The 11,196-nt window shown below is 69.0% G+C and carries 12 protein-coding genes; 8 read left to right on the forward strand and 4 right to left on the reverse strand.

Annotated features, from left to right (window positions below; genetic code table 11):
* Window positions 1-37 precede the first annotated feature (37 nt).
* Window positions 38-1,246 carry a cytochrome P450 gene (locus tag EIZ44_RS31390; protein ID WP_134663366.1) on the reverse strand — a complete coding sequence of 403 codons (1,209 nt, stop codon included), beginning with the start codon at window positions 1,244-1,246 and terminating at the stop codon, window positions 38-40.
* Between the two features lie 150 nt (window positions 1,247-1,396).
* Window positions 1,397-2,014 carry a TetR/AcrR family transcriptional regulator gene (locus tag EIZ44_RS31395; protein ID WP_106961553.1) on the reverse strand — a complete coding sequence of 206 codons (618 nt, stop codon included), beginning with the start codon at window positions 2,012-2,014 and terminating at the stop codon, window positions 1,397-1,399.
* Window positions 2,015-2,139: 125 nt separating this feature from the next.
* Here EIZ44_RS31395 and EIZ44_RS31400 point away from each other — a divergent pair, with 125 nt between their 5' ends.
* The 3 genes from EIZ44_RS31400 (at window position 2,140) to EIZ44_RS31410 (ending at window position 4,324) form a co-directional block, all read left to right on the forward strand.
* Window positions 2,140-2,751, forward strand: a complete 612-nt coding sequence (locus tag EIZ44_RS31400) for a YbaB/EbfC family nucleoid-associated protein (protein ID WP_134663367.1) — start codon at window positions 2,140-2,142, stop codon at window positions 2,749-2,751.
* 147 nt (window positions 2,752-2,898) lie between these two features.
* Window positions 2,899-3,459, forward strand: a complete 561-nt coding sequence (locus EIZ44_RS31405; protein WP_037818340.1) for a snapalysin family zinc-dependent metalloprotease — start codon at window positions 2,899-2,901, stop codon at window positions 3,457-3,459.
* 181 nt (window positions 3,460-3,640) lie between these two features.
* A complete protein-coding gene (locus tag EIZ44_RS31410; RefSeq protein ID WP_134663368.1) occupies window positions 3,641-4,324 on the forward strand; it encodes an alpha/beta fold hydrolase in 684 nt (227 codons plus the stop codon).
* Window positions 4,325-4,327: 3 nt separating this feature from the next.
* Here EIZ44_RS31410 and EIZ44_RS31415 read toward each other — a convergent pair whose 3' ends face one another.
* Window positions 4,328-4,657: a ParB N-terminal domain-containing protein gene (locus tag EIZ44_RS31415; RefSeq protein ID WP_134663369.1), complete on the reverse strand. Its 330-nt coding sequence runs from the start codon at window positions 4,655-4,657 to the stop codon at window positions 4,328-4,330.
* A 161-nt stretch (window positions 4,658-4,818) separates the two neighbouring features.
* Between EIZ44_RS31415 and EIZ44_RS31420 the strand changes: the two genes are divergently transcribed.
* Entirely contained in the window at window positions 4,819-5,415 is a 597-nt protein-coding gene (locus tag EIZ44_RS31420; RefSeq protein WP_134663370.1) for a LysE family transporter, read from the forward strand.
* On the opposite strand, the gene EIZ44_RS31425 is transcribed toward EIZ44_RS31420, so the two are convergent.
* The gene (locus EIZ44_RS31425; protein WP_037818336.1) at window positions 5,412-6,416 is read right to left on the reverse strand and encodes a LacI family DNA-binding transcriptional regulator; all 1,005 of its coding nucleotides are present in this window, start codon (window positions 6,414-6,416) and stop codon (window positions 5,412-5,414) included. The two genes, EIZ44_RS31420 and EIZ44_RS31425, sit on opposite strands and share 4 nt — an antisense overlap.
* Window positions 6,417-6,619: 203 nt before the next feature.
* Here EIZ44_RS31425 and EIZ44_RS31430 point away from each other — a divergent pair, with 203 nt between their 5' ends.
* Genes EIZ44_RS31430 through EIZ44_RS31445 form a run of 4 tightly spaced genes read left to right on the forward strand, consistent with a single transcriptional unit; the run spans window position 6,620 to window position 11,184 of the window.
* Window positions 6,620-7,696, forward strand: coding sequence for an ABC transporter substrate-binding protein (locus EIZ44_RS31430; protein WP_043839564.1), 1,077 nt, complete (start codon window positions 6,620-6,622; stop codon window positions 7,694-7,696).
* Entirely contained in the window at window positions 7,696-9,273 is a 1,578-nt protein-coding gene (locus EIZ44_RS31435) for a sugar ABC transporter ATP-binding protein (protein WP_134663371.1), read from the forward strand. Before EIZ44_RS31430 ends, EIZ44_RS31435 begins: the two co-directional genes overlap by 1 nt.
* Window positions 9,245-10,204 (forward strand): ABC transporter permease, encoded by a 960-nt coding sequence (locus tag EIZ44_RS31440; RefSeq protein WP_037818333.1) that lies wholly within the window; start codon window positions 9,245-9,247, stop codon window positions 10,202-10,204. Before EIZ44_RS31435 ends, EIZ44_RS31440 begins: the two co-directional genes overlap by 29 nt.
* A complete protein-coding gene (locus EIZ44_RS31445; protein ID WP_134663373.1) occupies window positions 10,201-11,184 on the forward strand; it encodes an ABC transporter permease in 984 nt (327 codons plus the stop codon). Before EIZ44_RS31440 ends, EIZ44_RS31445 begins: the two co-directional genes overlap by 4 nt.
* Window positions 11,185-11,196 lie beyond the last annotated feature (12 nt).

The following is an 11,196-nucleotide window of genomic DNA, read 5'->3' on the forward strand; positions in this document are numbered from 1 at the left end:
ACGTTGCGGCTTGACATTCAAGCTCCTGGGATGTCTTTCACCAGGTCACGGGGAGTTCGTGCACCCCGTAGACGACCATGTCGTGCTTGAACTTCAGCTCCTCCAGCGGCTTCGCCAGCCGGAGCGACGGAATCCGCCGGTAAAGCGTCCGGTAGGCCACCTGCAGTTCGACCCGCGCGAGCGGCTGGCCGAGGCATTGGTGCACGCCGTAGCCGAACGCGACGTGGTGGCGTGCCTTGCGGGTGACGTCGAGCTTGTCCGGCTCGGGGAACTGCGTCGCGTCGCGGTTGGCGATGTCGGTGGCCGCGACCATGCCCTCGCCCTCCCGCACGGTCTGCCCGCCGATCTCCAGGTCTTCGAGCGCGACGCGGCGGCGTCCGGAGTGGACGATCGTCAGGTAGCGCAGCAGCTCCTCGACCGCGTTGGCCAGCAAGGCGTCGTCGCCGTCTCGGACCGCGGCGAGCTGGTCCGGGTTCTCCAGCAGCGCGACCGTGCCGAGCGCGATCATGTTCGCCGTGGTCTCGTGCCCGGCGACCAGCAGCAGCTGCCCCATCGAAGCCGCTTCCCGGACGGTCATCGCGCCGGTGGCGACCTGACCGGTCGCGAGGCGGCTGAACACGTCGTCGGCCGGGTCGTCGATCTTCTTCTCCACCAGCCTCCCGAGGTAGTCGAGCAGTTCCTCGGCCGTGGCGAGCGACTGTTCCGCGGTCGCTTCCCGCGAGACCAGGATCTTGCTGCAGCGGTGGAAGAAATCGCGGTCCTCGTACGGCACGCCGAGCAGCTCGCAGATCACCAGCGAAGGCACCGGAAGCGCGAACGCCTGCACGAGGTCGGCGGGCTTCGGACCGGCCAGCATCTCGTCGAGCAGCTCGTCGACGATCTGCTGGATCCGCGGCCGCATCCGCTGGACCTTCTTCACCATGAAATCGCCGGTGAGCAGCCGTCGCTGGGCGGCGTGCTCCGGATCGTCCATGCCGATGAACGACTTGAACCGGCTGCGCCGCACCTTGAGCCCGGGCGTCTGCGACGGATAGCCGGCGCGGCCGGGATCGGCGCTCACCCGCGGGTCGGTGAGCATCGCGCGGACGTCTTCGTAGCGGGTGAACAGCCACGGTTCGCTGCCGTCCCAGATCCGCACGCGCGACACCGGTTCGTCGCGCAGCTTGCGGTCGAGGTCGGGCGGCGGGTCGAACGGGCAGCGCCCGCGCGACATCGGGAACTGCTCTACGGGCCGGGCGTCGGCCATCACAGCCTCCTGGAAAAGTCACCAAACGAGTGTTCGGATACTTACCGAACAGATGTTAGGCGATTTGGTGAACGATTGCCCAGACCCGGGGCTCAAGATCACCGGGATGGCCGTGGACGAGGATGGCAAACGGGAGAAACCGCCCGCGCCTCAAGCGAAAATGAGCGCCAGCAGCTCGTCGGCGAAGCTCACCACGGCGTCCTCGCCCGGCTGCCTCCCGGACGAATGGAACAGCGCGACGCGGCCGTGCGCGCCGACGAACGCGATCACCCCGGCCCGGTCGGCGGGCACCCGGAGCGCGGCCCCGGCCTCGGCGCAGCGGGCGAACGCGGCGCTGATCCGGTCGACGAAATCGATCGTCGGACCGTGCGGCCGGACGTCCGGCGAGGTGCGGCTCGACCCGTTGGCGGTCATCAGCCGGTAATGGCCGGGGTTGTCCATTGCGAACCGGCAGTACGCGTGCAGCAGAGCACGCAGCCTGCCCACCGCGTCGTCGGCGGGCACCTGGGATTCGGCGGCTTCCATCGCGAGCCGCAACCGGCCGAACTCGTGCTCGGCGAGTCCGGTGACGAGCGCGGCCCGGTCGCTGAAGTGCTGGTAGATGCTGGCCGGGGCGATGCCGACGGCGCGGGCGACGCCGCGGATGGTGAGCGCGTCCTCGCCGTCGAGTTCCGACAGGAGCCTGCTGGCCGCGGCGAGGATTTCCCCGCGCAGCCGCTCGCCCTCGCCCCAGCGGTTGCGCGTGCGGGCCTGGACTTCTTCGGACACTTGCCCATTGTTACCGCTCGCGCTGCCCCGCACCGCTCCGGCCCGCCGCGGATGTCGGTCGTTTCGTAGCCCGTCAGCCATCCGAGGTTCACCGGCTGGGCGCGGGCGGCCGATAGCGTTCGCCGGTGGACGATCAGGGGTGGCTGGACGACTTCCAGCGGCGGATTGACGAGATGCAGGCGAAAAGCGTTGCCCTGCAGGAAACCTTGAGCACCGCGGAGGGCCGCGCCAAGTCGGGCGACGGGCTGGTGTCGGTCGCGGTGACCCCGAACGGCGCGCTCAAGAACCTCGAGATCGACGACCGCGCCCTGCGGCACGGCGGCGCCCGGCTGACCGCGGCGATCATGGACGCCTACGGGAAGGCGCAACGCCAGGTGTCGCGCGACGTCATCGACGCGTTCGAGCCGATCGCCGGCGACAGCGAGATGATGAACGTGGTCAAGTCGTATCTGCCGGAGCCCGAGGAAGAGCCGGAACCTCCGGCCGAGCCGCCGCGGCCCGAACCGCCCGCCCGTTACGCGGGACCTCCGCCGGGCAGCACCACCCCGCCGGGCAGCGCGGCCTACGGACGCCCGATGCCGCCACCGGTCGGCGCGACGCACAGCCGTCCGCCGATGCCGCCTCCCGGCACCACCCCGCCGCCGCCCCCAGCCGCACCCGAACCGCCCCGGCCGACGTCCGGTCCGCACCGCAGGCGCGCCGCCGGCGAGGACGACGACGAGATGCAGCCGTGGTGACCGGATTGTCAACCCGTCGTTAGTGTTGGGAAATCACCAGTTGCCGGACCGTACGAATGGGGGGTCACAGACCGGGAGCTTCTGCCTACTTTGGGTTGAGCGCGCGCAAACCCGGCAAAACTCCCCGATCCCCCCAGGAGCTTTCTTATGTCCAGGAAGTTCGTGCTGTCCGGCGCGGTGGCGCTCGCGCTGGCCGCCGCCCCGCTTTCGGGTGCCGTGGCGGTCGCCGCTCCGGCTCCTTCCGCCGTCGCGTCCGCCACGGTCTACTACTCGACGTCCGGCGCACCGTCGTTCCGGGCCGCGATCAACGCGGGCGCGGCGAACTGGAACCGCGCGGTCACCAACGTGAAGCTGGTCGAGCGTTCGTCCGGGGCCACGCTGCGGTACGTCGAGGGCAACGACCCGCGCGGCTCGTACGCGCAGACCGACGGGCACGGCCACGGCACCATCTTCATCGACTACACCCAGGCCCGCCAATACGACAACACGAGGATCACCGCGCACGAGACCGGCCACGCGCTCGGCCTGCCGGACCACTACTCGGGCCCGTGCTCCGAACTGATGTCGGGCGGCGGCCCCGGCCCGTCCTGCCACAACGCCAACCCGAATTCCCAGGAAGCCTCCCGCGTGCAGCGGTTGTGGGCCAACGGGCTCAGCGCGGTCTCCGGACCGCAGCAGCGGATTTACGACCACTCGCCGGTCGGCTGACGCACAGCTGAGCGAGCGGCGGCCGGGCACGTCCCGGCCGCCGCTTCGCTGTCAAGGGCTCCGAGTCGGATAGCGCCGTTCGGGCCCGGGTTGAGGTCGGAATCCTCCTCTTTCCGCCGGGACCGGGAATCCCCGGACCCCGCCCGTGGTTGGCTTGCCTTCAGACGAAGGGGAGGCATTCATGGCGGAAATCGTTCTGGTTCACGGCGCTTGGAGCGACGGGTCGGCGTGGCTGGAGGTGATCCCCGCGCTGCACCGGCAAGGACACCGGGTCCGTGCCGCGCACCTGCCGATGACCTCACTCGCGGACGACATCGCCGAGGTTCGCCGGGAAGCCGCCGCCTTCGACGGGCCGGTCGTGCTGGCCGGCCATTCCTACGGCGGCGCGGTGATCTCCGGTGCGGCGAAGGACAATCCGCAGGTCAACGCCCTGGCTTACTTCGCGGCGTATGTCCCGGACGAAGCCGAGAACGTGCCCTCGCTGAACGGCAAGTTCCCGGACTCGCCCGGCAACGACGCGATGGTGTTCACCGAGGACGGCTGGTCCTTGCCCGACCCGGACCGCTTCCACTACGCCTTCGCCGCCGACGTGGCTCCCGAACGAGCCACCGCACTGGCCGCGGTGCAACGCCGTGCGCGTGCCGAGTGCTTCGCCGTGCCCGCGGGTCCTGGCGCCTGGCACGACCTGCCGACCGCTTACGCAGTGTCCACAGAGGACCGAATCCTCAACCCGGATCTGCAACGCTGGCTCGCTGAGCGGGCTGGGGCGGACTGTGTCGAGTTGGCGGCCAGTCACTATTCGCTGTGGTCCCAACCGGACGCGGTGGCGACGGTGATCGACAAGGTGGCGGCGCGCGGCAAGTAGCGGCTACTCGCCCGCCGCGGCCGCGAGCACCGCGAAATCGGCTGCCCGCATCGGTCGCGCGTGCGCGGGACGCGGAGTGCTCGGCTCCCTGACCACGGTGACCGGCACCGTGGTCAGGCCGAGCCGCAGTGCGACGGCGATCCGGTGATTGCCGTCGAGCGTGCCGAAGTCTTCGCAAAATCCGAGCCGCAACGGCGTCCGGATTCCGTTCCGCGCGATGTCCTCGGCGAGCGCATCGAGGTGGCTCGGAGTGTCCACCAGTGCGGATCCCACCGTTTCGCGATCCACCGCGCGGTACCGGACCACAAGCGGGACAGGCAGTTCAACCGGCATCCGCCCATCCTGGCACGGCGGAAAATCAGTTGCCCAGTCCCGGCCGGACAGCCGAGTATTCCGGTCATGACCACCGAACCCGCCCGTCGTTGCCCGTCCCGCTGTCTCGCCGCGCGCGGCAAGCAGCAGACGGCGCAGGAAGGGACCCGCCAGGCAGTGCGATGAGCGCCGCGCTCGTCGCGGGGCTCGTCGCCGGGTACGGGATCGCCATGCCGGTCGGCGCGATCGGCGTCTACCTGGTCGAACTCACCGCGCGCACGTCGTGGCGGGTCGGGGCGGCCGCGGCGATGGGCGTGGCTACCGCGGACGGCGTCTACGCCGTTCTCGCCACCACCGGCGGAGCCGCGCTGGCCCCGCTGCTCGCCCCGATCACCACTCCCCTGCGCCTGACCTCCGCCGTCGCGTTGTTCCTGCTCGCCGCGTGGACCGCGGTCCGGGCGATCCGGCGTTATCGATCCCCGGAAACTCCTTTGCTGGCACCGGAACCGCATCCGCTGCGGGCGTACGCGACGCTGCTCGGCCTGACCCTGCTGAACCCGTCCACCATCATCTACTTCACCGCGCTCGTCCTCGGCGACCGACCGGCCAACGGCACCGTGTTCGCGGCCGCCGCGTTCGCCGCTTCGGCCAGCTGGCAACTGGTGCTGGCCGTCGGCGGAGCGTTGCTCGGACGCGGCCTCACCGGTCCGCGCGGACGGCTCGGCACCGCTTTGCTGTCCAGCGCGGTAATCCTCGTGCTGGCGGTGCGGCTCCTCTAGGAAACGACCGTGCTTTCCCTTACCTCCAGGGAAAACGGGGGCTGCACCGAGCGCGGCGCGGCGCTCTCCGTACCGGCGAGGCGGCTGTCGATCAGGTCGATCGCGGCCTCGGCGATAGCCGCCTTGTCCGGCGAGATCGTGGTGAGCGCGGGCAGACTGAACGCGCTCTCCTCGGTGTTGTCGAAGCCGACGATCGCGATGTCCTCGGGGACCCGAAGCCCGTGTTCCGCCGCCGAGCGCAAGGCGCCGACGGCCAGCAGGTCGTTGAAGCAGAACACCGCGTCCGGCGGTTCTTCCTGTGCCAGCAACCGTTTCATCGCCGCCGCTCCCTCGGCGCGGTGGTACTTCGCCACCGGTTCCACCAGGGAATCCGCCGACCGCAACCCAGCGTCCGCCAACGCGGCCCGGTAGCCGGCGAGCCGCAGCGACGACGTCCCGCGCTGGGGGTTCGCGCCGATCGCCGCGATCCGTCGGCGGCCGAGCGACACCAGGTGCGACACCGCGACGTGCGCGGCCCGCACGTTGTCGATCGCCACCCGGTCCAGCGCGACGTCCACCGCGTGCTCGCCCAGCAGCACCAGCGGGATTTTCCCTTCCGAGTCAGGGAAATCGTCCGCTTCGAGCGCTTCGGGATGCACCAGTGCGCCGTCGACCAGATGCGGGCCCAATGAGTCCACAGTGGCCCGTTCCCGGTCGCGCGTCCCTTGCGTCTGCTCGATCAGCACGCTCCACCCGCGGCGCTGCGCGGCGGTGATCACCAGGCCGGCCATTTCGCCGAAGTACGGGATGCTCAGCTCCGGCACCATCAACGCCAGGAACCCGGTCCGCCCGCGGCGCAGGTTGCGCGCGCCGACGTTCGGCCGGTACCCGGTCGCGGCCAGTGCCTCTTCGACGCGCCGCCGGTTCTCGGGCTTCACGAACGCGTAGCCGTTCACCACGTTCGACACGGTTTTCACCGAAACGCCCGCCAGCGTCGCGACGTCCTTCAGGGTCACGGCCACGCTGACTCCTCATCTCGTTCGCCCAGAGCCCATCACGAGCCCGCGAAGCTCTCCGCACCAGCCCCGACGACCACGTAGTGTAGCGACGTTTTGCCTGTTTACAACGTTGTTCCAACGATGTAAAAATAGCCGGAGCTCAGCGGGGTGACGGTCGTCACTCCGCCGAGCGGGTTGCCCCAGTCGTCGGCTGCGAGGAGTCCGCCGTGTCCCCGTCCGTCCCTGCCCGCTTCGCCCTCGTCGCCGGGGCCGCCACGGCACTCGTGCTCGCCGGCTGCACCAGCCGCGAGGAAACCCCGGCCGCGCAAAGCAATGGCTCCGGCCCCGCCGCCTCGGCCGCGTCCGCCGCGCCGACCGCCGACGGCTGCACCCTCGACAAGACCGGCTACCCGAAACTCGACCCGAAGACCGCGATCGTCGGCTTCTCCCAGTCGGAGAAGGAGGCGAACCCGTTCCGGATCGCCGAGACGCAGTCCATCCGCACCGAGGCGGGCAAGCTCGGCATCCCGGCCGACCACCTGCTCACCACGAACGCGCAGAGTGACCTCAACAAGCAGATCTCGGACATCAAATCGCTGCTGGACCGGGGCGCGCAGCTGCTCATCGTGGCCCCGCTGAACTCCGACGGCCTGCAGCCCGCGCTCGACGCGGCGAAGGCGAAGAAGGTCCCGGTCGTCACCATCGACCGGCAGGTCACGTCGAAGCCGTGCACCGACTACCTCACCTTCATCGGCTCCAACTTCATCGAACAGGGCCACCGCGCGGCCGCCGCGCTGGCGAAGTCCACCGGCGGCAACGGCAAGGTCGCGATCCTGCTCGGCTCCTCGGGCAACAACGTGACCACCGACCGCACCAAGGGCTTCAAGGACGAGCTGGCGAAGACGCCCGGCCTCACCGTGGTCGCGGAGCAGACCGGCGAGTTCGACCGGTCCAAGGGCCAGTCGGTGATGGAACAGCTGATCCAGAGCCATCCGGACCTCACCGCGGTGTACGCGGAGAACGACGAGATGGGCATCGGCGCGGTCAACGCGCTCAAGACCGCGGGCAAGAACCCCGGCAAGGACGTGAAGGTCGTGTCCGTGGACGGCACCCGCAACGCGGTGCAGCTGATCGTCGACGGCAGCTACAACGCGGTCATCGAATCGAACCCGCGCTTCGGGCAGCTGGCGTTCCAGACGCTGCAGCAGTTCGAGGACGGCAAGCCGATCCCGCCGAGCATCGTCATCACCGACGACTCCTACGACGAATCGAACGCGGCCCAGAAGGTCGGGAACGCGTACTGATGACGAGCACGGCCGACACCCAGGTGGCGACCATGACCGCACCGGTGCTCGAGGTGACCGGGGTGACCAAACGGTTCCCCGGCACCGTGGCCCTCGACAACGTCTCCTTCAGCCTGCGCCGCGGCGAAGTCCACGCGCTGGTCGGGGAAAACGGCGCGGGCAAGTCCACTTTGATCAAGGTCCTCACCGGCGTGTACCGGCCGGACGAGGGACAGGTGCGCCACCTCGGCGAACCGGTCGAGTTCCGCAGGCCGATCGACGCGCAGCGCGCCGGGATCTCCACCATCTACCAGGAGGTGAACCTCGTCCCGCTGATGAGCGTGGCGAGCAACGTCTTCCTCGGCCGGGAACCGCGCACCCGCACCGGATTGATCGACTGGTCCGCGATGAACGAGCAGGCCCGCGAACTGCTCAGCGGGTACGGAATCGACACCGACGTACGACGTCCGCTGCACACGCTCGCCGTCGGAGCGCAGCAGATGGTCGCGCTGGCTCGTGCGGTGTCCACAAAGGCCGGTGTGATCGTAATGGACGAGCCGACGTCGTCGCTCGAACCGCGCGAAGTGGACACCCTGTTCGAGGTGCTGGCGAGGTTGCACGCAGACGACATCTCGGTGCTTTATGTGAGCCACCGGATGGACGAGCTGTACCGGGTTTGCGACAGCGTCACGGTGTTGCGCGACGGCCGCGTTGTCCACAGTGGACCACTTAAGCCGTTGCCGCGCATCGAACTGGTGTCGATGATGCTCGGCCGGGAGATCCGGCAGATCCGTGCTGAGGGCGTCACCGCGTTCGGCGAGGAGCATCATGCGGAGAAGGAACCGTTGCTGCAGGCCTCGAATCTGTCCGGCGGCAACAAACTGCACGACGTTTCGGTGAGCGTGCGGCCGGGCGAGGTCGTCGGCCTGGCCGGGCTGCTCGGGTCCGGTCGGAGCGAGACCGCGCGGGCTGTCGTCGGGGCGTTCCCGCTCGACGGCGGTACTGTGCTGCTGGCCGGGAAACCGTTGAAACGCGGGAAGATCTCCGCGGCGATGCGGGCCGGGATCGCGCTGCTGGCGGAGGACCGCAAGGCGGACGGGATCATTCCGAACCTGTCCGTGCGAGAGAACATCGTGCTCGCCGCGTTGCCGCGACTGTCCACTTTCGGCTTTGTCAGCCGGTCCAAACAGGACCGGGTGGTGAAGACGTTCATGGAACGGTTGCGGATCAAGGCATCCAGTCCGGAGCAGAAGGTGTCCGAGCTGTCCGGCGGAAACCAGCAGAAGGTCTTGCTGGCGCGCTGGCTCGCCACCGGACCGAAAGTGCTGCTGCTGGACGAGCCCACGCGCGGCATCGATGTCGGAGCGAAGGCCGAGGTGCAGGCGCTCATCGACGAACTGGCGCAGGACGGGCTCGGTGTGCTGCTGATTTCGTCCGAACTGGAAGAGATTCTCGACGGCGCGGACCGGGTGGTCGTCCTGCGCGACGGCAGCGTCGCCACCGAACTGGCCGGCGACGCGGTCACCGAAGACAACGTGCTGGCGGCGATAGCTGCAGGGGGTGACAACGATGTCGACCGCGACACTGACGAGACCTGACCGCGCCCGCGTCACAAGCTGGCTGCAGAACTACGGCGTGTACCTGGCCGTGGTCGTGCTGCTGCTGTTCAACATCGCGTTCACGCAGAACTTCCTCTCCGCGGCCAACTTCCGCACGCAGTTGGTGCAGGCCGCGCCGGTGTGCATCGTCGCGCTCGGCATGGCGCTGGTGATCGGCACCGAGGGCATCGACCTGTCGGTGGGCTCGGTGATGTCGGTCGCCGCGGCGCTCGTCCCGCTGTATCTCGGGGCCGGGCCGGTGATGGTGATCGTGGTCGCGCTGATCGCCGGGGTCGCCTCGGGGCTGTTCAGCGGATTCCTGGTGGCCCAGTTGGGCATTCAGCCGATCATCGCGACCCTGGCCTTGCTCGTCGGCGGTCGAGGGCTGGCGCTCGTGATCGCGCACGGACAGCTGGTGCAGCTGCACAACCCGGACTTCCTCGCGCTCGGCACCGGCGACGTGCTCGGCGTGCCGATCATGGTCCTGGTGGCCGCTGTCCTCTCAGTACTGGCCGGATTGCTGGTGCGGCGCACCACTTTCGGCCGACACCTAGTCGCGGTCGGCGGGAACCGTCCCGCTGCGACACTCGCCGGACTGCCGGTGAAACGCGTCCTGATCGGCGTGTACGCCATGTCCGGCGCACTGGCGGCGATCGCGGGCGTGTTGTCCACCGCACGGCTCGCCGCGAGCGATCCCAACGACCTCGGACTGTTGATGGAACTGTCCGCGATCACCGCGGTGGTGGTCGGCGGAACTCCGCTCACCGGCGGCCGCGTACGCGTGCTCGGCACGGTGTTCGGCGCGCTGCTCATGCAACTGGTGCACGCGACGCTGATCAAGCACAACCTGCCCGATTCCGCCGCGCAAATGGTGCAGGCCGCCATCATCGTCGCCGCGGTGTACGTCGCCCGGGAACGGAGCACGCGATGATCGCGACCACCGCCGCCCCGCCGTCGGAACGCGGCGCGGCGTTCGCGGCAGTCCTGCAACGCCAAGGCGCGGCCGTAGTGCTGGTGCTCGGCGTGGCTGCCGCGTGGTTTGCCTTCCCGCGCTTCGGATCCGCCGACAACCTGCGCGACCTCGCGTTGCAAAGTTCTTTCCTGGCAGTGATCGCGCTGGGCATGACGTTCGTGATCATTTCCGGCGGGATCGATCTGTCCGTCGGCTCGGTGTACGCGCTCGGCGGCGTGCTGGCCGCCTACGGTTCCCAATACGGCCTGGTCGTGGCGATCCTGCTGCCATTAGTCGTTTGCGGACTGATCGGGTTCGTCAACGGGCTTCTCATCGCTCGCACGAAGATGGCGCCGTTCATCGTCACGCTCGCCTCGCTGTTGTTCGCTCGCGGACTCCTGCTGGCATTGACCAACGAGGGCGCGACGACGTACAAAGTAGAGCCAGGTTCGGCGTTGCTCTGGCTGGGACAGGGCAAGATCTTCGGCATCGGCGTACCGGTGTATCTCGCTCTCGTCCTTTTCGGACTCGGCGGCCTGCTGCTGCGCCGGACCCGGTTCGGCCAGTCGATTTTCGCACTCGGCGGCTCGGAACAGTCCGCGCTGCTGATGGGTCTTCCGGTGGCCCGCACCAAAATCACCCTCTACACGCTCAGCGGCACACTCGCCGGATTCGCCGGCGTGCTCACCGCGGCGTACCTGCAATCAGGCGTCACCGTGCTCGGCGTCGGCACGGAACTGGACGCGATTTCCGTCGTGGTCATCGGCGGAACGCTGCTCACCGGCGGCGCGGGAACCGTCATCGGCACGCTCGTCGGCGTGCTGCTGAAGACGCTGATCCAGAACGTCATCAACCAGGTCGGCACCCTCGATTCCAACTACCAGACGGTGGTCAGCGGCGCGTTCCTGCTGGTCGTCGTCGTGATCCAGCGACTGCTGGCCCGCTCCCGCCGATCCTGATCCGCGCAGTCC

Origin of the sequence: Amycolatopsis nivea, from assembly GCF_004522235.1 — a bacterium.
Classification (GTDB): domain Bacteria; phylum Actinomycetota; class Actinomycetes; order Mycobacteriales; family Pseudonocardiaceae; genus Amycolatopsis; species Amycolatopsis nivea.

Bases quoted from the DNA above. Each gene is read 5' to 3' on its own strand.
- EIZ44_RS31390 (WP_134663366.1), bottom strand. From the start codon at position 1,246: ATGGCCGACGCCCGGCCCGTAGAGCAGTTCCCGATGTCGCGCGGGCGC.
- EIZ44_RS31405 (WP_037818340.1), top strand. From the start codon at position 2,899: ATGTCCAGGAAGTTCGTGCTGTCCGGCGCGGTGGCGCTCGCGCTGGCC.
- EIZ44_RS31410 (WP_134663368.1), top strand. From the start codon at position 3,641: ATGGCGGAAATCGTTCTGGTTCACGGCGCTTGGAGCGACGGGTCGGCG.
- EIZ44_RS31415 (WP_134663369.1), bottom strand. From the start codon at position 4,657: ATGCCGGTTGAACTGCCTGTCCCGCTTGTGGTCCGGTACCGCGCGGTG.
- EIZ44_RS31420 (WP_134663370.1), top strand. From the start codon at position 4,819: ATGAGCGCCGCGCTCGTCGCGGGGCTCGTCGCCGGGTACGGGATCGCC.
- EIZ44_RS31435 (WP_134663371.1), top strand. From the start codon at position 7,696: ATGACGAGCACGGCCGACACCCAGGTGGCGACCATGACCGCACCGGTG.
- EIZ44_RS31440 (WP_037818333.1), top strand. From the start codon at position 9,245: ATGTCGACCGCGACACTGACGAGACCTGACCGCGCCCGCGTCACAAGC.
- EIZ44_RS31445 (WP_134663373.1), top strand. From the start codon at position 10,201: ATGATCGCGACCACCGCCGCCCCGCCGTCGGAACGCGGCGCGGCGTTC.